This window comes from Pseudomonas sp. FG36 (assembly GCF_057809275.1).
Genome location: NZ_JBMDJQ010000046.1, coordinates 14,413 through 36,247 on the forward strand (window position 1 = coordinate 14,413; position 21,835 = coordinate 36,247).

Consider the following 21,835-nt stretch of genomic DNA (forward strand, 5'->3'; position numbering starts at 1 on the left):
GTTGATGCATTCTGCGCGCCTTCGTCATATCCGCAACAAGGTAATCCCGTGCAAGGACTCAAACGCAAACTGGTCTACGTGACCTTCTATGAACTGATCGGCCTGTGCATGTCGACCCTGGGCCTGGCCTACCTGTCCGACACCCAGGCTTCGCACACCGGCCCCCTGGCAGTAATGATCACCACCATCGCCATGGCCTGGAACCTCATCTACAACAGCCTGTTCGAGTGCTGGGAGAGCCGCCAGGCCACCCGCGGTCGCAGCCTCGGGCGGCGGGTAGCGCATGCCATCGGCTTCCAGCTGACCCTGGTGGTGTACCTGATCCCGCTGATCGCCTGGTGGCTGGACATGACCCTTGTGGAGGCGTTGATGGTGGATCTGGCATTCATCATCCTGGTGCCGTGCTACACCTTCGTCTACAACTGGGCGTTCGACCGCATCTTCGGGCTGCCGACTTCGGCGCTGGCGACCGCCTGAACGTGCCACCTGCGCGGGGTCATGGCGGCAGGCGAATCAGCAACGGTTCCTGTGACCGGCTCCCGAGCAAGCTGTCCTCCACCTGTCCCGACAGGTAATACACCCCGGCCATGGCGCCACTCTGGCGATTTTCCATCAGCTCCTGCCATTCCTGGTTCAGCGCCACATTGAGGATCACCCGCAGCTGCTCGACCATCTGTGGCTGCTCACGGTCGTGGGTGATGATGCCGTAGCCAGTTGCCGCCACCGAGATCAATGCCCCCGCCGCCTTGCCTACCGCCGCCGCGATGGCGCTGGCGGCACCGCGTGGCGCCAGTGTGGCGCCGAGTTTCTCGCTGGCCTGGGTGGCCACCGACGACAACCCTGCCTCGGTCTGCCCAGGGGCCTTGGCGGCCTGTTGGTGCAGGTGCTGGCGCAAGGACTGCCAGGCCAGCTGTTGGTCCAGCGACTTGGCCCGCAGCAGTTGGTAAAGCGAGGCATTGCGTGCATCCGGCGGGCCCAGGGCGATGATCGGGATGCGGTTGAGGCGCTGGCTGAACTGCTCGGGCGGGGCGTTGTAGCGCTGGATGATGGTCGGCAGTTGCTGGCCGAGCAGTTGCAGGTACAGCTCGCTGGCGCGGTCGCGGATACCCTCGGGGTTGATCTGTTCGGCCACCGGGTCGATGACCCGTTCGCGGTACTGTTCCTGCAGATACAGGCCCAGGCGCTTTTCCGCTGGCTCCTGGCCATTGCCGCTGTTCATCTTGTACCAGGCCACCTTGAGTGTGAGCCACTGCTGGGTCCAGTAACCGGTGAACCAGGGGATGAAGTCGTTTTCGGTGCGTTGCTGCACTTGCTCCTTCCACACGCGCATGGAGCGTCGAGCGTAGTCGTTGGCCGATCCCGCGGCGGCGACCGAGGCCTCGATGATATCCTGGTCGATACGCTGCCAGACGGCCGGTGGCAGGTTCTGCGGCGGGGGCGGGGCGGGTGGGCGTTTGCCGGCGCAGCCGGCGAGGGCCAGCAGCAGGCAGAGCGGAACCATCGCGAGGATCGATTTCACGCGGATTGCCCCCTTGGCCAGAGGCTAGGTGATTAACCGAAGTATAGGTTTGTCTTGAGGACCTCATCGCGGGGTAAGCGCGCTCCCATGGCGAGCGCGTCAGCCCACCCGTTTCAGGTGCAGCAACGGGAATGGATCGCCTTGTCCATCCACCTCGCTGCGCCCGACCTGGACGAAGCCCTGCTTGAGGTAGAACCCCACGGCCTGTGGGTTCTGTTCGTTGACATCGACTTCTCGTACGCCCAGCTCATCGATCACATGGGCCAGCAAGGTTTTGCCGATGCCTTGGCCACGGCAGGCAGGGTCGACGAAGAGCATTTCCAGCTTGCCATCATGCACCCCGGCAAACCCCTGTATATGGCCTGCGCCGTCCGCCCAGGCACGCAGCTGGACAAAACCCAGGTACTGCTCGCGCACCAGCGGGCGCAGGCGCTCGATGTAGCCTGCGGGCAGGAAGTCGTGGGTCGCCCGCACCGAGGCCTCCCACAGATCGGCCAGCCGATCGTAGTGCTGCGCGCCGACTGGCGCGATAGTGAAGTTCATAAGCCCTCCAAGGCATTTTGGTTATCGGCGACAGGGTACGGCATTGCGCTATGCTCGGCATTGCGTCCGCGAACAGGAGAGCCGCTGATGAATGTTGCCAAGGCCGATGCCTTGCTGCTGGTGGATGTGCAGTGCGCTTTCATGGAGGGCGCCGATGCGGTGCCTGGCCACCTGGCCCTGCAGCAGAGCATCGCCCGCTTGCTCGGCCGCGCTCGCCACGCCGGGGTGGCGGTGATCTTCCTGCAGAACGACGGTGCGCCGGGCAGCCCGGATGCCCCGCACAGTGCCGGCTGGCAGTTGTATTTCCCGCCGGCGCCGGGCGAGCACGTGCTGTTCAAGACCGAGGACGATGGCTTCCTCGAAACCGGGTTGCACACCTTGCTCGATGAACTCGGGGCCCGCCACCTGGCCCTGGGCGGCCTGCTCTCGGAGATGTGCCTGGCGGCCACCGCCCGAGCCGCGCTGCGAAGAGGCTTCGAGGTGCTGTTGCCCCACGATGCCCATGCCACCTACGACGTGCCACCCGGCCCTGGCGGCTCGCCGGGAGTGCCTGCCGCCCTGGCGGCCCGGGCGGCGGAGTGGTCGTTGGGGGATGAAGTGGTGATCCTGGCAGATACCGAGGCGGTGGAATTCGCTTGATTCAGCCGGCCTGATCCAGATCGAGTTTGGCCTCAAGGCGGTCCAGATGTTCATGCATCAGGCCCAGCGCTGCCTGGCTGTCGCCGTTTTCCACCGCATCGATGATCGCCGCATGCTCCTGCCAGGCGCAGTGCTCGCAGCAGGGCGCTTCGTAGCGGGCGATGATCAGCGAGGTCATCGGTACCAGGCCATTGAGAAAGCGTGCCAGCGGCGCGTTGGCGGCCATCTGCGCCAGCTTCATGTGGAACTCGCCGCCCAGGCGGATTGCCGTGCAGCGTTCGCCGCGTTCATGGTGCTGGCGCTCGCGCTCTACCAGCTGGCGCAACTGCCGGATCTGCGCCGGACGGGCGCGTTGGGTGGCCAGGCCGATCAGCGTGGTCTCGGCCAGGCGCCGGGCGCTGAGCACCTGGCGCGCCTGTTCAGGGTCGGGGGCGGCCAGGTGCGCGGTATGGCTGGGGCGCTGCACCACCACCTGCTGGTCGGACAGGCGCCCGAGCACCCGGCGGATCACGGTGCGGCTGACGCCGAAGGCATTGCCCAGCGCCTGCTCGGGCAGGGCGCTGCCCGGTGGCAGGCGCTGTTCGAGGATGGCATCGAACAGCCGGGGGTAGATCTGCTCCGCCGACAGGCGGGTCTCGCCGGCACCGAGCAGGGCAGGCAGGCGGGGGGCGGCTTGGGCGCAGGCGGTCATGGTCGCTCTCCTTCTTTGTTCAGTTGCCTGGTTGGTCGTCCGGGATATTCAGGGCGATGCCCATGCGCTGGCCCTCGGCGAGGATGTGCTGGCGCATCTGCTGGCTGGCCTTGGCGCTGTTGCGTTCGCGGATGGCACGCACTACCGCCTCGTTTTCGCTGAGGCGCGCGGCCAGGTGCTCGGGCGAATTGCGCAGCATCTCGGCGCTCTGCTTGAGGGCGTTGCCGGTCTGCTGCACGACACTCTGGAAGATCGGATTGGTGGTCAGCGCGAACAGCGCCTCGTGGAAGGCGATGTAGGCATTGATGCCGGCCTCGCTGTCGCCGGCGTCGAGGGCTTCGCGCATGTCCATCAGGGTCAGGCGCAACTGGCCGATGTCCTGGCTGCCGGCCGATTGCGCCACCAGGCCGGCAATGAAGGGCTCGAGGGTGTAGCGCAGCTCGAGCACGTCGGCCAGGCTGGCCTCGGCGATGGTGTCCGGCTCTTGCGCCTGGCTGGCGTCGGCATCTAGCACCAGCACGCCCTTGCCCGGCATGGAGCGCACCAGGCCCAGGGTCTCCAGCACGATCACCGCCTCGCGCAGGCTGGGCCGGCTGATGCCCAGCTGTTCGGCCAGTTCGCGCTGGCCGGGCAGCATGTCGCCGCTGCGCCACTGGCCGCGGGCCAGGGCCTGGCGGAGTTTCTCCACCACTGAATTGACTACGGTCGAAGAGCTGATCACGGTTCGCTCCTTGGTTGAAGCTGCATCTTTACCCTTGCCGGGCCGGCGCGCGGCGCCGGCGGCCTTGGGCTTAGAATTCCTGTTGATGGGGTTGGCCCTGCTTGCGGGTGGCCGGGGCGAAGCCGGGTTTGTTGGCCAGCACATTGTTGGCGCGTTCCAGGTCGATGTCCTTCTCCCAGCGGGCGATGGCCACGGTGGCGACGCAGTTGCCGATCAGGTTGGTCAGTGCCCGTCCGATGCCCATGAACCAGTCCACGGCCAGCACCAGCACCAGGCCGACCACCGGGATCGCCGGGACTGCGGTCAGGGTGGCGGCGAGAATTACCAGGGCCGAGCCTGGGATGCCGTGGGCGCCCTTGGAAGTCACCAGCGACACCAGAAGAATGGTCAGCAGGTCGGTCATGGCCAGCGGCGTGCCGGTGGCGTTGGCGATGAACACGATGGCCAGGGTCAGGTAGATCGAGAAACCATCGAGGTTGAACGAGTAGCCGGTGGGGATCACCAGGCCGACGGTGGAGCTGCCGATGCCGAGGTGCTCGAGCTTGCGCATCACCTGCGGCAGCACGGCGTCGGAGGAGGCGGTGCCGAGGACGATGGACAGTTCTTCGCGCAGGTACTTGATGAACGGCAGCAGCTTGAGGCCAGACAGGCGCATCACCGTGCCGAGGATGATCAGCACGAAGCCGGCGCAGGTCAGGTAGAACAGCGCCACCAGGCCGCCCAGGTGCTGCAGCGAGCTCAGGCCGTACTTGCTGGTGGTAAAGGCGATGGCACCGAACACGCCGATGGGGGCCAGGCGCACGATCATGCCCATGATGCGGAAGATGACATGGCTGAGCTCGTTGATCAGCCGCGAAATGCCCGAGGCCGATTCACCGACCAGGTTCAGCGCGCTGCCGAACAGCACCGAGAACAGCAGTACCTGGAGGATGTTGTTGTCGGCGAAGGCGCCCACCACCGAAGTGGGGATCAGGTCCATGAGGAAGGCGGTGGTGCCGTGGATGTGTGCGCCACGGTCGGCCAGGGCGCCGGCATCGGCGCTGGACAGTTGGTCGAGGTGGATGTTGGCGCCGCTGCCGATGCCGGTGGAGAAGGCGAACACCAGGCCGATGACCAGCGCCAGGGTGGTCAGCACCTCGAAGTAGATCACCGACTTCAGACCGATGCGCCCGACCTTCTTCAGGTCGCCGGCGCCGGAAATGCCGCTGACCACCACGCAGAACACGATCAGGCCGATGAGCATCTTGATCAGCTTGATGAAGCCGTCACCCAGGGGTTTGAGTTGCAGGGACAGGTCGGGGAAGCTCAGGCCGCAGATCACGCCGAGGGCGAGGCCGAGCACAACCTGGAGGAAAATCGAACGCGAACACCATTTGAGCATGGGAGGAGTCTCTGGTCGGTGTCCTTGCCCCCCAAGCCACACGGAGCGAAAGAGTGCAGGACTTAATTATTGTGGTCTTACCGGTTTGTTCACTGCGAGGGCTATAAAACGCCGATTTTTCCGACAATGCAAGGGTTTTTGGCCTTACCGGTCTGACCAGTTGTGGTGCATTGACGGGCAGTCTGCTCTAGCGTGGTGCGCGGGGGGATTTCACGGTTTGGCGAGCACCTGATCAACGGCGGCGATCAGCTTGCCGAGGTCCTTGGGAGGGGCGTTATGGATGACGCCGAAGAGATAGGCGCGTTGTTCTTCCACGTCATCGGGGTCGGTGAAAAACGCTTTTGGCTTGACCCCCAGCGCCTCGGCAAAGCTCACCAACGACTCGATGCTGGGGGTGTAGGTGCCGGTTTCGAAGCGGCTGATGGTCTTGGGGTCGAAGCCGGTTCGCTCGCCCAGTTGTGCCTGAGTGAAGCCTGCCAGTTTGCGGTAGCGGCGCAGGGCAGGACCTAGACCTGTTCTCGTCATCGCTTAATTCCCATTTAGAATCAAGCACTTAACGATATATGTCGATATAGCGCAACGCCATGATTCATCACCTTTATTTGCAAAATGTGATGGAATTCGTAGAATTCGCCGCTTTGATTGATCAGTCATTCAAGTAGTCGTCCAGGGCGATCCGGTCATCCACCGGCCCGTGTGCAAGCGTTGTCGGACATTGGAACTGATCCAGGATGAACGGTTCCGGCACCCCTGGCCTCCTGTCAGGCCGCGTGTCGGGCCGTGTATGAATGGAGTCTCATCGTGCGTCAGAACCTGCCGGTCAATCCGGTCGAGCAAAGCTTTCCCGAGCACCAGCGGCTCATTTCGGCCACCGACACGGCCAGCCTGATCACCTATTGCAACGCCGAGTTCGCCGCCATCAGCGGCTTCAGCCAGGACGAGCTGATCGGCAGCCCGCATAACCTGGTGCGCCATCCGGACATGCCCGAGGCGGTGTTCGAGCTGATGTGGCAGTACCTCAAGGCCGGCCGCAGCTGGATGGGCATCGTCAAGAACCGCTGCCGCAACGGCAACTTCTATTGGGTCAACGCCTACGTCACGCCGATGCTCGAGAATGGCCAGGTGATCGGCTACGAGTCGGTGCGCGTACGCCCGACCCGCGAGCAGGTGGCCCGTGCCGAAGCCTTGTATGCACGGTTACGCGAGGGCAGGGCGGCGCTGTCGCCGGCCCGGCGCCTGGCCTTGCTCGGCCGGTCCATGGCGCTACCGCTGCTGGCGGGCGCCGTGGCCATCGTCGGCAACCAGCTGTTGCCCGAGCTGCCTGCCCAAGGCCTGACCCTGGCGCTGTTCGCGGGTGTCGGCCTGTGGGCGCAAAGCCGCATGAGGCGCCACTTGCGGCGTATCGTCCAGGTGGCGGACAACACCTTCAGCGACCCTGTCGCGGCCTTGACCTACAGTGACCTGCCGGGTGCTGCCGGGCAGCTGGAGCTGATCCTGATCAGCGAAGAGGCGCGCCTGAAGACTGCGCTGACTCGCCTGAGCGACCTTGCCGCACAGATGGCCGGCGCCGCCCAGGATGCCGGGCGGCTGTCGCGCAGCACCGAGTCGGCGTTGCTCGAACAGCGTGCCGAGACCGACCTGACCGCCACCGCCATGACCGAGATGGCGGCCTCGATCGGCGAGGTCGCCGGCCACGTGCAACTCACCGCCGAGCAGGCGCAGACCGCGCACCTGCTGGCCGGGCAGGGCAGCCAGGTGGCCGACGCCACGGGGGCGGCGATCCAGAGCCTGGCCGGCACGGTCGGGCAGATCAACCAGGCGGTCAACGACCTGGCCGGTCAGACCGGTGCCATCGCCGAGGCGGCCGGGATGATCCGTGCCATCGCCGAGCAGACCAACCTGCTGGCGCTCAATGCTGCCATCGAAGCCGCCCGGGCTGGCGAGCAGGGCCGCGGTTTTGCAGTGGTCGCCGATGAAGTACGTGCCCTGGCCGACAAGACCCGCCAATCCACCCTGCATATCCAGGCGATCATCGACAGTTTGCGCGGTGGCGCCGAGCAGGCGGTGAGCATTGCCAGCCAGGGCATCGAGGGTGCGCAACAGGGCGTGACCCAGGTTGCCCTGACCCAGGAGGCCTTGCAGGGTATCCGCCACGCGGTGCAACGCATCAGCGACATGAGCCAGCAGATGGCCGCGGCCTCGCATGAACAATCCAGTGTCGCCGAGGATGTCTCGCGGCAGATCAACGGGGTGGCGGGCACGGTCCAGCAGAGCGCCCGTCGCGCCAATGCCGCCGCCGTGCGCGGCGCGGAGCTCGAGCAGGTGTGCGCCGGGCTGCGTGCCCTGGTGGAGCGCTTCAACCGCTAGGTTGCGATGCTTATGGACGACAATTACCGCGCGGCCGTCGATGCGGCCGCGATCTTTTCCGAAACCGACCTGCGCGGTTGCATTACCTACGTCAACCAGCAGTTCTGCAGCATCTCCGGCTACAGCCGCGAGGAACTGCTGGGGGCCAACCATCGCATCCTCAATTCCGGGCTGCACGAACCGAGCTTCTTCCTCGAGATGTGGCGCGCCCTGGCCGCTGGCCGGGTATGGAAGGGCGAGATCTGCAACCGGGCCAAGGACGGCTCGCTGTATTGGGTGGACAGCACCATGGTGCCGCTGATCGACCCGCACACCGGCAAGGTGCGCAAGTACGTGTCGATCCGCTTCGACGTCACCGAGAAGCGCCAGTTGCTGCACACCCTGCAGTGGCGCGTGGGGCACGACGTGCTGACTGGCCTGCCCAACCGCGCCTACCTGTCCGACCTGCTCAACCAGGCCTTGGCGTTCTCCCGGCGCGAAAGCATTCCCCTGGCTGTCTGCATGCTCGACCTCGATGGTTTCAAGGCGGTCAACGATGGCTACGGCCATGCCACTGGCGACCTGCTGCTGGTGGAGGTCGCCCAACGCCTGCAGAACATCCTGCGTGGCGGTGATGCGGTGGCGCGGCTGTCAGGGGACGAGTTCGTGCTGATCCTGCGGCATATCGAAGGCCCGCAGCAGCTCGACGCCGCGTTACGCCGCATTCTCCAGGCGCTGGCCGCGCCCTACACGGTACGCGAGCACCCGTTGAGCCTGAGCGCGAGCATCGGTGTCACCCTGTTCCCGCAGGACGATGAGGATGCCGACACCCTGGTGCGCCACGCCGACCAGGCCATGTACGTGGCCAAACAGCAAGGGCGCAACCGCTACCACCTGTTCGACGTGTCCCAGGAGCTTGAGCTCAAGGCCACCCACCAGACGGTGGCGCGGGTGCGCCAGGCCCTGCGCCAGGGCGAGCTGTGCCTGTACTACCAGCCGAAGGTGAACATGCGCAGCGGTCAGGTGATCGGTTTCGAAGCCTTGCTGCGCTGGATGCATCCCTCCAAGGGGCCGGTGCCGCCGGGGGAGTTCCTGCCCTTCGTGGAGCAGACCGACCTGATCGTCGAGCTGGGCGAATGGGTCATCGACCAGGCCTTGGCCCAACTGCAGCAGTGGCAGCTGTCCGGGCGCGACTGGTCACTGAGCGTCAACATCGCCGCCCGCCAGTTGCAGCGCGGCGACTTCGCCCAGCGCCTGGAGCGCTTGCTGATGCGCCATCCCGGGGTGTCGCCAGGGCGCCTGGACCTGGAGATCGTCGAGTCGGTGGCAATCGACAACCTGCCGCGAGTCGGCCGCTGCCTGGATGCCTGTCGTGCGCTGGGCGTGCGTTTCTCCCTGGATGATTTCGGCACCGGCTATTCCTCGCTGAGCTATCTCAAGCGCCTGCCGGCGCAGACCATCAAGATCGACAAGTCCTTTGTGCGCGACATTCTGCATGACCATGATGATCTCACTCTGACCGGCGCGGTCATCGGGCTGGCCCGCGCTTTTGGGCGCGAGGTGGTGGCCGAGGGGGTGGAGAGCGTCGAGCACGGCAAGCTGCTCATGACCTTGGGCTGCGAGCTGGCCCAGGGATATGGGATTGCCCGGCCCATGCCGGCCACCGAGGTGGTCGGGTGGGCCGCCTCCTATCGTCAACCGCTGCAATGGCAGGTTCAGGGGTGAGTCGGGTTCAAGCGCGCTGAACCGCAAATGTTTCCTGTGTCAGCGTTCTCAGGAGTGAATCTTCGGCTTGCTGGCGCGTTTCGAGCAGCATTGCGGATATCGCCAAGTGGATATTGCCTTCCTCGGGATATCGTCCCGACACAAGATCGACCCGCAGCAACCGGTCGCTACGTTGCCACTGGATTGTCGGATGCGCCAGAACCAATGCGTTGACGAATGCCTGTGGCACCGTCGGCCCGGCATAAACGGTGTCGACCGGCCCAGCTTCACTCAAGGTGTCGAAGTACTCGGATGCTCCGGCCCATTCATTGGCCAAGGCGGTGAAACGGTCTTGGTGCAAGCGCCGCATCCACCCCCGCCAGAAAGGTTGTTCGGCGGCCCATTCAATCAGCCGTGTGGCGTTGACGTACTGCTCGACACCGGTTGCCAGGCGCTCAAGCGTAGCTGCGGACAACCGGGCCAGGTAGTCGAAGCGGATGGCCTGCGGTTGTGGCGGCAAGGCCAGGCGCGCTTGCAACTGCATGCGCGCGTGCAGGGCCATCTCCACCTCATCGAGCGGGTAAGTGGGCTCTGTCAGTTGCACGTCGGGGAGGTCGTCGTCCGGGTCAAGCGCGGGGGCTGTCTGGCGTGCAACATCGTCCTGCGCCTGAGTCAGTGCCCGGCGCCGAGCGGCCCGGGCGTTGAACAGCGCGCCGACGCGCTCGTCCAGGTGTTGTTGGCGCAACAGCGCGGTGGCGGTGTCGATCGCGACCTGGGTATCGTCGGCATTGCTCGGTGCCTGCGCGACGGTACGCCAGACGGTGGTCTGGGTCTCGACCTGCTGAAACAGCAGTTCGGCCTGGTCGACGCATTCCTCGCCCGCATCCCTGAGCAGGTCATTGATCTGCTGCTGCAACTCGGCGCGCCCCCAACCAGGTACATCGTGGCTGGCCGGTTCCAGGTCGCCAAGGGTTATCAGCACATCTTGCATGCGCCGACTCATCGCTGCAGGGTTGCGCATGAAGTCGGGGGTTTGCGGCAGGCGCTCGAAAAGCCCGTACAGCGGGCGCCATTGCGGGGTTTGTGCCGTGCGGGTCACATGCAACTGCAATTCTTCGGGCCAGTCGCTGCGCCACAGTTGGTCATCCAGGAGGCCTGTCATCGGCGTGAGGCCCGCATCGTTCAGGCGCAGCAGTGCCAGATCGGAAAAAGGATTGCCGTTGAAGTTGTAATGGATGTCTTCTCCAGCCCTCAATGCTTGAGCGAACGCGCTGTCATGCAGATGCGGAGCATCGCTCAGCAGGTTGCTGCTCAGATCCAGTTCGCGAAGTTGCAAGGGGTTCTGGTTCATCAATTGCTCGATACCGATGGGCCACTCGGTCAGCGCGGCGTCTTCCAGGTCCAGGCGTTGCAGACGTTGCCAGCCGGTCAGGTCCGGTGTCAGGTCCAGCGGGTTGTCACCAAGGTACAGGGTCTGGAGCTGGTTCAGGCCATTGAGTGCGTCACGGCTTTGCTCTGTGAGCGTGATGTCGTTCAGTGACAAGCTCAGGTGGGTAAGTGCTGGCCATTGCTGCAGGGCCTGGAAGTGCTCGGCTTCCCAGGCCAGGTAGTTTTCGTCCGCCACCAGCAGCCATAGATGTTGCAGTGACGACAGGCGCTGCAGGCTCGAGGCGCTGATGTTCTCCACCGCGCCGGTCAGCAGCAGGCGTTCCAGGCGGGGAAGGCGAACCAGCAGACCGAGGCTTGCTTCGCTGTCTATGTCCAGACGGTTGCCGGTCAGGTCCAGTGAGCGCAGTTGCGTCAGCTCGCCCAAGGTCTCGGGCAGTTCATCCAGACGGCATTGACTCAGGTCGAGGTAACGCAGGTTCGGCATCATCCGCAGTAGCGGGTCGAGATTGGGACTGTGCAAATCCTGGAGATTGCTCAGCGTCAGGTGGCGGACATGGGGCAGGCGTATTGCCAGGTCCGGCAAGTCTCCCAGATGCTCCGCATCCAGCTGCAGGACGCCGTGATCCAAGGTCGCTTCGGTGCCCGGCGTGCCTTGTCGCCGCCAGGCGCGGCGAATGTTGAGGGCTGTCGAACTGCGGGCGTTGCGGCGCACCTGGAAGGTTTCGGCCGGATCTGGATCGGTCATGTCGATCCACTGCTGCAAGCCATTGTCCAAGCGGTTGAAGTCGGCACGCTGGGCCTCGAGCAGACGGCCGAAGGCGCCAGGGCTGTCGCCGGCTTCCTCGCGCAGGCGCTGACGCAACTGCTCGCGGTTGTTCAAGGGGTCTTCGGGATACAGCAGGTCGAACAGCTCGTCTTCGCTCAGCCAGCCTCGCCCCCGACCGCTTAAGGAATAGCCGAGCCGGCCATCGGCCAGTCGCCCTGGAATCCTGAAGAATTGGCGCAGTGGTGCCATGCGCAGCGCCGCCGCGACCTCACCACGGTGGGCGTGGGCACGCAAGAACAGCGCGTCGCGAAGGGCTTGAGGTGTTTGCCCTGGCAACCCCAGGGCATGGCGTTGCGTCTCGGACATGGCGTCGAACACGGCCTGGAACAGATCGACCCGGTCGGCAGGCATGGCGCCGGCTTCCCAGTGACGGTAGCCGAGTGGGTCGCGGGACAGTGTGATGGCGGGTGCGTCTGGCGCGCCGACGGCAAGCAGCAGTTTGCCTTCGGGTGTGTCCTGGCGCAGTTCGATGCGCAGTGAGGGATCTCGACCAGGCATGTGCGCGAGCATGGCAAAGGCAACCTCATCGCGCTCCGAATGGCCCGCCTGAGCTTGGTAGAAACCTTGCAGGGCGTTGTTGATCCGCGTTTCGCGTTGATACAGCCGGGCTGACTCCGCGATGGCCAGAGGCACGCGTTTTTGCTCTCGCAGCACCTGCAGATCTTCGCGCGTCGCTTCGTTCAACACTTGCGCCCGGCCCCGAGGGCTGAGCGCAGGAAAGTCGCGTGCCAAGGTTTCATCACCTGCCACAGGCACAGGTAGCGGAACAGGTTGGGCTCCGAGCGCCTGCAGGCTGTCGAGCAGCAGGGCGGGCGCCGGCTCACGTTCCACCATCATCCTGCGCAGGGCGTTCGTATCGTAGCTGCTGGCCTGCAAGGCGCGTAGCGCCAGAGTGTCGTCCAGCCCCCGTGTGGGTGGCCCGAGTCGGCGCAGCAATTTCCTCGTCCCCCAGCTTGCCGGGTGTTCGTGGGCCAGCAACCAGGCGCCCTGGCCGTTGCCGCCGCGCACGGTGGGTTTATGGCTCACGCCACGGGCAGCCTGGAACTGCCATCGAGCCTGCGAGGGTTTTTCCAGTGCAAATGCCCGCTCCTCCAGCACTAACCAGTGCGTGTCATCCCAGCAGTGCAAGCCGGTGGCCGGCATGGGCGTGCCCAAGGGCCAGGGCGCCCTGCGGGAGAAGGGCGCCAGGTCGCCGTTCCATAGGCGAGTGCCCGCTTCGCCTTGCGCGGGTAGCCAGCTGTGCAACACGCCTGGTGGCTCGGCAAAGCCGCGGGCGGCGACGCCAAGCACGGCAAATTGCGCGAGGTTGCCAATGACCTCGAACAGGTGGTGGATTGCCGTGTCGGCATCCGCTTCATTGGCAGCGTGGATACCATCGATGAAGGTGCCCACAAGCTGTGCCCCGCCAACCATGAGCATCGGCAGTTGCAGGATTTCCAGCGGCAAGCTCGCCAGGTTGAGCACGGTCAGGCCGATTGACAGCCATTGTTCAAGCCGTTGCTCCAGCTGTTCGGCATCGCGTTGGGCTGTAGGCACCGCCAGGGCTCGGGCATCCGCGAGCAAGCGTTGTAACGTCGAACGGGCCCGGGCGTCGAAGCAGTTGCCGGGCCAAGGCTCGAACGCCATCGGCAGGCGCGCGTTGTGATCCAGGGTTTCTTGCCAGATGGCGCCGACCTGAGGAAACCACTGGTTGACCCAGCTGAAGCGTTCACCCTCTTTCAGTTCCGGTATAGGCTCACGCAGGTCGGTGTAGGGGTACCGTGGGAACAATGTCTTCTGCAACCGGCTGAAGAAGTGTGGTTTGTCGACATCGGCGATGTAGCGACTGAAGCGCGCGCGAAAACTGGTATCGCGCAAGCGACGGGTCAGGGCCTGGGCGGCATGGCGGAACGACGGGTAGCTCAGCAACGGCGTATCGTCACCAGGCAGATAGAGAAAACAGTTTCGCTCCCGGCCTTGAGGCGTAAGCCGCACCAGCATGGGGCCATGGATGACCGTATCGAAAATGCGCAACGCACTGCATTGCACGGCGCACGCCTTGCCGGTTGCGGGATCGACCGCGTCCCGGCCTTCGACGAGCGCCTCGCCCAGCGCGACGCGGCTTGGATCGAGTGCCCCCCGCAGATCGGCTATGACCAGCTCGGCGGCAAAGGTGTCGCGATCCTGCTTGGCCAGCAAGGTGCGGAATTGGGCATTGTCGATGCTGCTGCGCAGCAATTGTTGGTACTGCCCCCCGAGGTCGAGTGTGCGTACGCCATCGACGAAACGTTGGTTGTCCAGTGGCAGGTAGTCACCCTGGCGTGAGCTTGCCAGGCGCACCCGGCTGCCCTTGGCGAAATTCAGCATGGCCGCTTCCAGCCAGGTCATTTCGCGTCGAATGTCGACGTTCCAGAGCCAGCCTTGCGAGGAGGGCGGTAGGGCCTGGTTCGGGTACCACTGGCGAAGCGCGGGCTCCAGCTTCCGCACGGCAAAGGTCTGAAGCGGCGCGATCTTGTCGAGGTGTTTGCGTACTTGACGGATGGCACGGTGGCTGGCGCGGATGCGTGTTTCGAGCATTGATCGACGTCCCTGGTCGGCCTGGCGTAACCAGTCCGGCAGGCGGGCGTCGACGAATGCACTGAGAGGGGGTAAAGGCGAGATCACTGCGATGGCTCTCCGAAAGGAAAGCCCGGAGTCTGTGCCGCGGTTTTGTCGCAGAAGCGGTATGCGGGTAGCACCGCTGGTTCAGGGTTGCGGCGCCGTGCTCTTGACCGCCGCCAGCTCCGGGTGCGCCACCAGCTTGTCGATATGCAGCTCGTCGTTGTTCATCCAGGACTCGGTCAGCACCCGGTAATGCTCCATGTCGCGGCAACGCATGCGCAGGCTGTAGTCGAAGTGCCCGCTGATCAGCTGGCACTCGTAGACCTGCGGGCAGGCGCGCACGGTGGCCTCGAAGGCACGCTGCGCCGAGCGCCCGCTCTGGTTGGACAAGGCCACCAGCACCAGCAATGACAACCCGGGGGAAACCTGCTGCAGGTCGATGATGGCCCCGTAACCGCGGATCACCCCGCGCCGCTCCAGCTTGCGCACACGTTCCAGGCAGGGCCTGGGGGTCAGGTGCACGAGGGTGGAGAGCTTTTCGTAGGTGATCCTTCCGTGGTGGCGCAGCACGTCGATGATCGCTTCGTCGATGCGATCCAGCGGTGCCGCGGTGGAGCTGATGGCCTTGCTATCCATATACGGCTTGACTTCACTTGAGGCGGTTGGAGAGGAACTGCCGCAGGCGCTCGCTCTGTGGCCGGTCGAGGATCTCGGCGCTGCCGCTTTCCTCGACCAGGCCCTGGTGCAGGAACAGCACCTGGCTCGATACCTGGCGGGCAAACCCCATTTCATGGGTGACCATGAGCATGGTACGTCCTTCCTCGGCGAGCGTCTGTATCACCTTGAGCACTTCGCCGACCAGCTCCGGGTCGAGTGCCGAAGTGGGCTCGTCGAACAGGATGATTTCCGGCTCCATGGCCAGCGCCCGGGCGATGGCCACGCGCTGTTGCTGGCCGCCGGAGAGAAACGCCGGATACTGTTCGGCGGCGCGGGCCGGCAGGCCGACCTTGTCCAGGTACTTGCGCGCCCGCGCCTCGGCTTCGCTGGCGCTGATCCCCAGCACCTTGCGCGGCGCCAGGCAGATGTTCTCCAGCACCGTCAGGTGGCTCCACAGGTTGAAGTGCTGGAACACCATGGCCAGACGCGTGCGCAGGTTCTGCAACTGGGCCGGTGGCGGGGTGCGGGTGCCGGGGTGGATCTCCAGCGTCTGGCCGTCGAGGGTGATGCTGCCGGCATTGGGCTGCTCGAGGAAGTTGATGCAGCGCAGGAAGGTGCTCTTGCCCGAGCCGCTGGCGCCGATCAGGCTGATCACATCACCCTTGCGTGCCTGCAGCGAGACACCCTTGAGCACCTGGTGCTCGCCGTAGTGCTTGTGCAGGCCCTCGACGCTGAGCTTGAGGGTGCCGGCATGGGCACGGGCTGTCGGTGCCTGTTCGAAGGTGGTGAGTGGCAGTGCGGTAGCGTTCATGGGTTCAGCCTCGTACAGGGTCAAGGAAGCGCATCCAGCGCCGTTCGGCCACGCGGAACAGGCCGACCAGGGCGAAGGACAGCAGCATGTACAGCAGGGCGGCCACGCCGAAGGCCTGGAAGGTCAGGAAGGTTGCGGCGTTGGCGTCGCGGGCGACCTTGAGGATGTCGGCGACGGTGGCGGTGAAGGCCAGCGAGGTGGCATGCAGCATCAGGATCAGCTCGTTGCTGTAGGCCGGCAGCGAACGGCGCAGGGCGGCGGGCAGCACCAGGAACAGGTTGAGCTTCCAGCCGCGCAAGCCATAGGCCTGGGCCGCCTCCAGCTCGCCAGCGGGCAGGTTGCGGATGGCCCCGGCGAAGATCTCCACGGTGTAGGCGCAGGTGTTGAGCACGAATGCCAGCAGGGTGCAGTTGAGCGCGTTGCGGAAAAACTGGTCGAGCAGGGCGTGGTCGCGCACCACCTGCAGGCTGTAGAGCCCGGTGTAGCAGATCAGCAGCTGGATATAGAGCGGCGTGCCGCGGAACACGAAGGTGTACAGTTGCACCGGCAGGCGCAGCCAGGCATGACGCGAGGTACGCGCCAAGGCCAGGGGCAGCGACAAGGCGAAGCCCAGCACCATGCTGGCCAGGAACAGCCAGAGGGTCATGGCCAGGCCCGAGAGGCCGGTGCCATCGTTGTAGAGATAGGCCAGGCCGTATTCCTGAAGGAGTTCGATCATCGCGCCAGCTCCTTGATGCCGATGTTGTAGCGCCGCTCGAGGTGCTTGAGCAGGCGATTGGACAAGGTGGTGATGACCAGGTAGACCAGGCCCGCCAGGCACAGGAAGAACAGCATGTCATTGGTGGTCTTGCCGGCGTTCTGCGCGGCCTTGACCAGGTCGGCCAGGCCGATGATCGACACCAGCGCGGTGGACTTGAGCAACACCAGCCAGTTGTTGCCCAGCCCCGGCAGGGCGAAGCGCATCAGTTGCGGGAATAGCACCAGCCGAAACCGCTGTGCCCGGCTCAGGCCATAGGCGGTGGCGGCCTCCAGCTGCCCGACGGGTACGCTGAGGATGGCGCCGCGGAAGTTCTCGGTGAAATAGGCGCCGTAGATGAAACCCAGGGTGACTACCCCGGCGCTGAACGGGTCGATTTCGACATAGTCCCAACCCAGCATCTCGGTCAGGTCGTTGAGCCAGATCTGCATGCTGTAGAAAATCAGCAGGATCAGCACCAGGTCGGGAACGCTGCGGATCAGCGTGGTGTAGAGGGTGGCCGGGAGGCGCAGCAGCCTGGATCGCGACAGCTTGGCGCTGGCGCCGATCAGACCCAGTGCGAGGCTGAGCGCCAGTGACAGCAGGGCCAGCTTGAGGGTCATCCAGGTGCCCTGGGCCAGCAGCGGGCCGAAGCCTTGCAGGCCGTGAGAGAGGAAGTCGTTCATGACAGGATCTCGCGGGGAGGCCATCGCGGGGCAAGTCGGGTCGCCGCATCGCCGCTCCCACGCGGTGTTGAGCCCGTGGGAGCGGGTTTGCCCCGCGATCGGCGCTGTAGGTCACTCGTTGTAGATATCCACGTCGCCGACGTACTTCTTCTGGATCTCGGCGTAGGTGCCGTCGGCATGGATCATGGCAATGCCCTTGTCGAGCAGGGCCTTGAGTTCGGGATCGCTCTTGCGCAGGCCCATGGCGATATCCAACGGCAAGGTTGGGTCCTTGATCGCCGGGCCGCTCTTGAAGTCGGTGCCTTCGGGCTTGGAGAGGAAGTTGAGCTGGGCTTCGAGCTTGTCGGTGACGGTGGCGTCGAGGCGGCCATTGATCAGGTCGGCGTAGTTCTGGTCCTGGCTCTGGTAGGCCTTGACCTGCGCGCCCTGCGGCGCCAGCACGGCGCGGGCGTAGGCTTCCTGCAACGAGCCCTGGAGCACGCCGACCTGCTTGCCCTTGAGCGATTCGGTGGTGTCGCCGAAGTCGGCCGACTTGCGCACGATCACCGAGGTGGGGCTGAGGAACAGGCGGCTGGTGAAGTCGATCTGCTTCAGGCGTGCCGGGGTGACGGCCATGGAAGACATGATGGCGTCGAACTTGCGGGCGCGCAGGGCCGGGATCATGCCATCGAACTCGTTGTGCACCCAGGTGCACTTGACCTGCAGCTTGGCGCAGATGGCATTGCCCAGGTCGATGTCGAAGCCTTGCAGGCTGCCATCGGCGGCGACGGATTCGAAAGGTGGGTATTCGGGGAAGACGCCGAAGCGGATCTCGGTCCACTCCTTGGCCTGGGCAACGCTGGTGGCACACAACGAGAACAGCAGCACGCCGAGGCGTTTTCGCATGGAGAGCATGGTCTTGGGTCCCTGGGTGTTGTTATTGGTAGTAGGGCGGTTGATGCGTGTAGGTCCGTCAGTGACTCATGGGTCGCGCTCAGAATGCGCGAGATAGACAGGTTTTTTGTGTCGTTTGCCAGCGCGTGGGAGGCCGGATTCGGCTGTTAGTGGGCCACTTGCAGCCGAAACGGCTGTTCCGACAAAGATTTATGGATGTGCGACAGCCGTTTCGGTCATTGGGGCCGCCAAGCGGCCCCGAGTGTTCGGTCAGGCAGCATTGGCCTTGCGCTCACACCCTTTTGCCTGCAGCAAGGCAAACAGGTCCTTCGGGTTCTCGAGTTCAGGCACCAGCGCAATGTCGTGCCCGATGTCCAGGGCGCGGGCGACGTCCAGCACATAGCGCAGCGCCGAGTAGTCCTCCAGGGCGAAGCCGACCGAGTCGAACAACGTGACCTGCCCGGCGTTCTCGCGGCCTGCGGCGCTGCCCTCGACCACCTGCCAGAACTCGGTGGTTGGCGAGTCGGCGGGCATCTGCTGGATCTCGCCTTCGATCCGGCTCTGCGGTTCGTACTCGACGATCACCCGGGCACGCTCGACGATGTCGCGGTGCAGTTCGGTCTTGCCCGGGCAGTCGCCGCCCACGGCATTGAGGTGCATGCCCGGTTCGATCAGCTCCGGGGTGAGGATGGTGGCGTAGGCCTTGTCGGCGGTGACCGTGGTGACGATGTCGGCGCCGCGTACCGCCTCGGCCACGCTGCCGGCGATGGTCAGCTTCAGTTGCGGGTAGCCGGCCAGGTTGGCCGCCAGTTTCTCCGAAGCCTTGCGGTCGATGTCGAACAGGCGGATTTCCTCGATGCCCAGCAGGGTGTGGAAGGCGATGGCCTGGAACTCGCTTTGCGAGCCGTTGCCGATCAGCGCCATGCGCTTGCTGTCCGGGCGCGCCAGGTAGCGGGCGGCCAGGGCCGAAGTGGCGGCGGTACGGATGGCGGTGGTCAGGGTCATCTCGCTGAGCAGCACCGGCGCGCCGGTATCGACATCGCCCAGGGCGCCGAAGGCCATCACGGTGAGCAGGCCGTTGTGGGTGTTCTTCGGGTGGCCGTTGACGTATTTGAAGGCGTACAGGTTGGCGTCGGACACCGGCATCAGCTCGATCACACCGTCCGGCGAGTGGTTGGCCAGGCGCGCGCATTTCTCGAAGTCGTGCCAGCGCAGGTAGTCCTGGCGGATGTACTCGGCCATCTCGGCCAGGCAGGTGGGCAGGCCCTTGCGGTTGACCAGGCGGGCGAGGTCATTTACGTCGATGTAGCGGGTCATGATGGTTCTCCTTGACGGGTCAGTGGCGCGAGGGCAGGTGGATTTCGGCGAGCATGCAGCGGGCGCTGCCGCCGCCTATGCGTTCGATATGGTCGATGTTCACCACCAGCGGATGGCTGTGGCGTTCGACCTGGCGGCGCTGCTGCGCATCGAGCGAGCGCCAGGCGCTGCGCGACATCACCAGCAGCGAGCGGCCGTTGCGGTCGTGGACCTCAAGCATGTTGCCGGCGAAGTTCTCCAGCTGATCGAAGTTCAGCGCCAGCACCTGCTTGTCGGTGTCGCGCAGCGAGTGCTCCAGTGCGCGGCGTTCTTCTGGGTGGGGCAGGGCATCGAGGCAGGCCACGGCGAGCTGGCGGCCGACATTCATCATCACGTTGCTGTGGTAGATCGGCGCCTGCTGGCGGTCCACGGCGTGGAACAGGCACAGGCGGTAGTCCAGGTGCTCGGCGAACTGGCGCAGGGCGCGTTCGTGGGTGCGCCCGGAGTGACAGGCGTAGCTGATGCGGTGCTCACGGTCCAGGACCATGCTGCCGGTGCCTTCGAGGAACAGATTCTGCTGTTCCAGCGGGCTCAGGTCGACGGTGCGCTGGATGGCGAAGCGCTCGCTCAGCACCCCCAGCACGCCCTTGCTGCGTTCCAGGCGGCGGTTCTTGCCCTCCATCGGGTAGAGCACCAGGCTGCCGTCGGCATGGCTGCTCCAGCAGTTGTTGGGGAAGATCGAGTCAGGGGTGTGGGGCTCCGGGGTGTCCTGTATCACCAGTACGTCGACGCCGTGCTGGCGCAGGCTGTCGACGTAGCCGTCGAACTCTTCCAGGGCCTTTGCGCTGGCGGTCTCAGGGTCCAGTGGGGCTTGCTGGAAGCGGTTGTTGGCGGCGGTGTCGGGGTTGAAGGCGAACCGCGCCGGGCGAATCATGAGGACGGTATTTGTTGTTTGCATTGGGCACGCATCCACGGGTGGGCTGTGTGACCATTGTCGGGGGGATCGGGAAGAGATCCCGGCTGAAGCGTGAGTGGGGAGCAGCCAGAAACAGCTGAAGTGGATGGGATGGCAGCCGAATCGGCTGTATGCGGCTATGGTGGGGGAGTCAAAGAGAAACGGCGCCTCGAAGGGCGCCGTTTTCTTTCATTGCCGGAACACCGTATTACTTGTGCAGCTCTTCAGCCGCATACAGAGTGTTCTCCAGCAGGCATGCCCGGGTCATCGGGCCCACGCCGCCCGGCACCGGGGTGATCCAGCCGGCGCGGGGCAGGGCGGTCTCGTAGACCACGTCGCCGACCAGCTTGCCGTCTTCCTGGCGGTTGATGCCGACGTCGATGACGATGGCGCCTTCCTTGACCCACTCACCCTTGACCAGCCCCGGCTTGCCGGCAGCGACCACTACCAGGTCGGCACGGCCGACATGGCCGGGCAGGTCCTTGGTGAAACGGTGGCAGACGGTGACGGTGCAGCCGGCCAGCAGCAGCTCCATGGCCATTGGCCGGCCGACGATGTTGGATGCGCCGACGATCACCGCGTTCATGCCGTACAGGTCCTGGCCGGTGCTGTGCAGCAGGGTCATGATGCCTTTCGGGGTGCACGGGCGCAGCAGCGGGATGCGCTGGGCCAGGCGGCCGATGTTGTAGGGGTGGAAACCGTCCACGTCCTTGTCCGGGCGGATGCGCTCGAGCAGCAGCGAGGCGTCCAGGTGCTCCGGCAGCGGCAGTTGCAGAAGAATGCCGTCGACTGCCGGGTCGTCGTTGAGCCGGTCGATCAGATCGGCCAGGGCTTGCTGCGTGGTATCGCTGGGCAGGTCGAACGCCTGGGAAATGAAGCCGACCTCTTCACAGTCCTTGCGCTTGTGCGAGACATAGACTTGGGAGGCCGGGTCGCTGCCGACCAGGATCACCGCCAGGCCTGGCGTGCGCAGGCCCTGCTGGCGGCGCTCGGCGACACGTTGGGCGATCTGCTGGCGCAGGTTGGCGGCGATCGCCTTGCCATCGATAAGGTGTGCAGTCATAGACGCGTGATTAACCATCGAGAAGGGAACATATATAAGAAGGGCACATTCTCGCACGACATGGCCCAAGGGCAAAGGCGGGTGGTCGGGCAAATCCCCTAACCCCTTCAATAATTTAAATTTTTTTGCGAAAGGTGTTGACGCCTCTCAGGGTCGCCTATAAGATTCGCCGCACTTGTCGGGCACTGCCTGGCACGGGTTGGCAAAGTCGGGCAGAATGAGTGATTCGCTTGTTCGGTTTGGCTGGAAGCTTAAGCGCCCGTAGCTCAGCTGGATAGAGCATCCGCCTTCTAAGCGGATGGTCGCAGGTTCGAGTCCTGCCGGGTGCGCCATTAGGCTCGGGCAAGTAAGCAGTAACGCGTTTTGGTGGGCGTAGCTCAGTTGGTAGAGCGCCGGATTGTGATTCCGGTTGTCGTGGG

19 protein-coding genes, 1 tRNA gene and 1 pseudogene are annotated in these 21,835 nt (G+C 64.8%); 6 read left to right on the forward strand and 15 right to left on the reverse strand.

Features of this window, described 5'->3' with window-relative positions:
* The first annotated feature begins 48 nt into the window (after window positions 1-48).
* Window positions 49-477 (forward strand): PACE efflux transporter, encoded by a 429-nt coding sequence (locus tag ACODS9_RS24250; RefSeq protein ID WP_489094940.1) that lies wholly within the window; start codon window positions 49-51, stop codon window positions 475-477.
* Between the two features lie 19 nt (window positions 478-496).
* On the opposite strand, the gene ACODS9_RS24255 is transcribed toward ACODS9_RS24250, so the two are convergent.
* Both ACODS9_RS24255 and ACODS9_RS24260 read right to left on the reverse strand, forming a co-directional pair.
* Window positions 497-1,501: a hypothetical protein gene (locus ACODS9_RS24255; protein ID WP_046854870.1), complete on the reverse strand. Its 1,005-nt coding sequence runs from the start codon at window positions 1,499-1,501 to the stop codon at window positions 497-499.
* 117 nt (window positions 1,502-1,618) lie between these two features.
* Complete coding sequence (locus ACODS9_RS24260; protein WP_489094941.1) at window positions 1,619-2,062, reverse strand: GNAT family N-acetyltransferase; 444 nt, start codon at window positions 2,060-2,062, stop codon at window positions 1,619-1,621.
* A gap of 87 nt (window positions 2,063-2,149) precedes the next feature.
* Here ACODS9_RS24260 and ACODS9_RS24265 point away from each other — a divergent pair, with 87 nt between their 5' ends.
* Entirely contained in the window at window positions 2,150-2,701 is a 552-nt protein-coding gene (locus ACODS9_RS24265; RefSeq protein WP_489094942.1) for an isochorismatase family protein, read from the forward strand.
* A 1-nt stretch (window position 2,702) separates the two neighbouring features.
* Here ACODS9_RS24265 and ACODS9_RS24270 read toward each other — a convergent pair whose 3' ends face one another.
* The 4 genes from ACODS9_RS24270 to ACODS9_RS24285 form a co-directional block, all read right to left on the reverse strand.
* Window positions 2,703-3,392, reverse strand: coding sequence for a GntR family transcriptional regulator (locus tag ACODS9_RS24270; protein WP_401109233.1), 690 nt, complete (start codon window positions 3,390-3,392; stop codon window positions 2,703-2,705).
* 19 nt (window positions 3,393-3,411) lie between these two features.
* Window positions 3,412-4,113 (reverse strand): FadR/GntR family transcriptional regulator, encoded by a 702-nt coding sequence (locus tag ACODS9_RS24275; RefSeq protein WP_046854875.1) that lies wholly within the window; start codon window positions 4,111-4,113, stop codon window positions 3,412-3,414.
* Window positions 4,114-4,183: 70 nt separating this feature from the next.
* Complete coding sequence (locus tag ACODS9_RS24280; RefSeq protein ID WP_046854876.1) at window positions 4,184-5,494, reverse strand: C4-dicarboxylate transporter DctA; 1,311 nt, start codon at window positions 5,492-5,494, stop codon at window positions 4,184-4,186.
* 210 nt (window positions 5,495-5,704) lie between these two features.
* Entirely contained in the window at window positions 5,705-6,019 is a 315-nt protein-coding gene (locus ACODS9_RS24285) for a helix-turn-helix domain-containing protein (RefSeq protein WP_046854877.1), read from the reverse strand.
* A 276-nt stretch (window positions 6,020-6,295) separates the two neighbouring features.
* On the opposite strand from ACODS9_RS24285, the pseudogene ACODS9_RS24290 reads away from it, so the two are divergent.
* From ACODS9_RS24290 to ACODS9_RS24300, 3 genes and pseudogenes are all read left to right on the forward strand, one after another.
* Window positions 6,296-6,577, forward strand: a pseudogene (locus ACODS9_RS24290) (PAS domain-containing protein); the annotation flags it as partial.
* 174 nt (window positions 6,578-6,751) lie between these two features.
* Entirely contained in the window at window positions 6,752-7,861 is a 1,110-nt protein-coding gene (locus ACODS9_RS24295; protein ID WP_489094948.1) for a methyl-accepting chemotaxis protein, read from the forward strand.
* A gap of 12 nt (window positions 7,862-7,873) precedes the next feature.
* The gene (locus ACODS9_RS24300; RefSeq protein WP_489094943.1) at window positions 7,874-9,565 is read left to right on the forward strand and encodes a putative bifunctional diguanylate cyclase/phosphodiesterase; all 1,692 of its coding nucleotides are present in this window, start codon (window positions 7,874-7,876) and stop codon (window positions 9,563-9,565) included.
* 7 nt (window positions 9,566-9,572) lie between these two features.
* On the opposite strand, the gene ACODS9_RS24305 is transcribed toward ACODS9_RS24300, so the two are convergent.
* From ACODS9_RS24305 to folD, 9 genes are all read right to left on the reverse strand, one after another.
* A complete protein-coding gene (locus ACODS9_RS24305; protein ID WP_489094944.1) occupies window positions 9,573-14,315 on the reverse strand; it encodes a dermonecrotic toxin domain-containing protein in 4,743 nt (1,580 codons plus the stop codon).
* A 168-nt stretch (window positions 14,316-14,483) separates the two neighbouring features.
* The gene (locus ACODS9_RS24310) at window positions 14,484-14,975 is read right to left on the reverse strand and encodes an Lrp/AsnC family transcriptional regulator (RefSeq protein ID WP_401109244.1); all 492 of its coding nucleotides are present in this window, start codon (window positions 14,973-14,975) and stop codon (window positions 14,484-14,486) included.
* Between the two features lie 13 nt (window positions 14,976-14,988).
* Window positions 14,989-15,807 carry an ABC transporter ATP-binding protein gene (locus ACODS9_RS24315; protein ID WP_489094945.1) on the reverse strand — a complete coding sequence of 273 codons (819 nt, stop codon included), beginning with the start codon at window positions 15,805-15,807 and terminating at the stop codon, window positions 14,989-14,991.
* Between the two features lie 4 nt (window positions 15,808-15,811).
* A complete protein-coding gene (locus ACODS9_RS24320; protein ID WP_401109250.1) occupies window positions 15,812-16,525 on the reverse strand; it encodes an ABC transporter permease in 714 nt (237 codons plus the stop codon).
* A complete protein-coding gene (locus ACODS9_RS24325; RefSeq protein WP_367858410.1) occupies window positions 16,522-17,229 on the reverse strand; it encodes an ABC transporter permease in 708 nt (235 codons plus the stop codon). The genes ACODS9_RS24320 and ACODS9_RS24325 overlap by 4 nt, the downstream gene beginning before the upstream one ends.
* Window positions 17,230-17,340: 111 nt before the next feature.
* Window positions 17,341-18,123 carry an ABC transporter substrate-binding protein gene (locus ACODS9_RS24330; RefSeq protein ID WP_489094946.1) on the reverse strand — a complete coding sequence of 261 codons (783 nt, stop codon included), beginning with the start codon at window positions 18,121-18,123 and terminating at the stop codon, window positions 17,341-17,343.
* 249 nt (window positions 18,124-18,372) lie between these two features.
* Window positions 18,373-19,419 (reverse strand): ornithine cyclodeaminase, encoded by a 1,047-nt coding sequence (gene ocd / locus ACODS9_RS24335; protein ID WP_401109254.1) that lies wholly within the window; start codon window positions 19,417-19,419, stop codon window positions 18,373-18,375.
* A 19-nt stretch (window positions 19,420-19,438) separates the two neighbouring features.
* The gene (ctlX, locus tag ACODS9_RS24340; protein ID WP_489094947.1) at window positions 19,439-20,356 is read right to left on the reverse strand and encodes a citrulline utilization hydrolase CtlX; all 918 of its coding nucleotides are present in this window, start codon (window positions 20,354-20,356) and stop codon (window positions 19,439-19,441) included.
* A gap of 205 nt (window positions 20,357-20,561) precedes the next feature.
* Window positions 20,562-21,416 (reverse strand): bifunctional methylenetetrahydrofolate dehydrogenase/methenyltetrahydrofolate cyclohydrolase FolD, encoded by an 855-nt coding sequence (gene folD, locus ACODS9_RS24345; RefSeq protein ID WP_023629744.1) that lies wholly within the window; start codon window positions 21,414-21,416, stop codon window positions 20,562-20,564.
* A gap of 255 nt (window positions 21,417-21,671) precedes the next feature.
* On the opposite strand from folD, the gene ACODS9_RS24350 reads away from it, so the two are divergent.
* Window positions 21,672-21,748, forward strand: a tRNA-Arg gene (locus ACODS9_RS24350).
* Window positions 21,749-21,835 lie beyond the last annotated feature (87 nt).

Coding starts and splice junctions, on each gene's coding strand:
- ACODS9_RS24260 (WP_489094941.1), bottom strand. CDS start 2,062: ATGAACTTCACTATCGCGCCAGTCGGCGCGCAGCACTACGATCGGCTG.
- ctlX (WP_489094947.1), bottom strand. CDS start 20,356: ATGCAAACAACAAATACCGTCCTCATGATTCGCCCGGCGCGGTTCGCC.
- ACODS9_RS24280 (WP_046854876.1), bottom strand. CDS start 5,494: ATGCTCAAATGGTGTTCGCGTTCGATTTTCCTCCAGGTTGTGCTCGGC.
- ACODS9_RS24265 (WP_489094942.1), top strand. CDS start 2,150: ATGAATGTTGCCAAGGCCGATGCCTTGCTGCTGGTGGATGTGCAGTGC.
- ACODS9_RS24295 (WP_489094948.1), top strand. CDS start 6,752: ATGGCGCTACCGCTGCTGGCGGGCGCCGTGGCCATCGTCGGCAACCAG.
- ACODS9_RS24305 (WP_489094944.1), bottom strand. CDS start 14,315: ATGCTCGAAACACGCATCCGCGCCAGCCACCGTGCCATCCGTCAAGTA.
- ACODS9_RS24325 (WP_367858410.1), bottom strand. CDS start 17,229: ATGAACGACTTCCTCTCTCACGGCCTGCAAGGCTTCGGCCCGCTGCTG.
- ACODS9_RS24285 (WP_046854877.1), bottom strand. CDS start 6,019: ATGACGAGAACAGGTCTAGGTCCTGCCCTGCGCCGCTACCGCAAACTG.
- ACODS9_RS24270 (WP_401109233.1), bottom strand. CDS start 3,392: ATGACCGCCTGCGCCCAAGCCGCCCCCCGCCTGCCTGCCCTGCTCGGT.
- ACODS9_RS24330 (WP_489094946.1), bottom strand. CDS start 18,123: ATGCTCTCCATGCGAAAACGCCTCGGCGTGCTGCTGTTCTCGTTGTGT.
- ACODS9_RS24315 (WP_489094945.1), bottom strand. CDS start 15,807: ATGAACGCTACCGCACTGCCACTCACCACCTTCGAACAGGCACCGACA.
- ACODS9_RS24310 (WP_401109244.1), bottom strand. CDS start 14,975: ATGGATAGCAAGGCCATCAGCTCCACCGCGGCACCGCTGGATCGCATC.
- folD (WP_023629744.1), bottom strand. CDS start 21,416: ATGACTGCACACCTTATCGATGGCAAGGCGATCGCCGCCAACCTGCGC.
- ACODS9_RS24300 (WP_489094943.1), top strand. CDS start 7,874: ATGGACGACAATTACCGCGCGGCCGTCGATGCGGCCGCGATCTTTTCC.
- ACODS9_RS24320 (WP_401109250.1), bottom strand. CDS start 16,525: ATGATCGAACTCCTTCAGGAATACGGCCTGGCCTATCTCTACAACGAT.
- ACODS9_RS24255 (WP_046854870.1), bottom strand. CDS start 1,501: ATGGTTCCGCTCTGCCTGCTGCTGGCCCTCGCCGGCTGCGCCGGCAAA.
- ocd (WP_401109254.1), bottom strand. CDS start 19,419: ATGACCCGCTACATCGACGTAAATGACCTCGCCCGCCTGGTCAACCGC.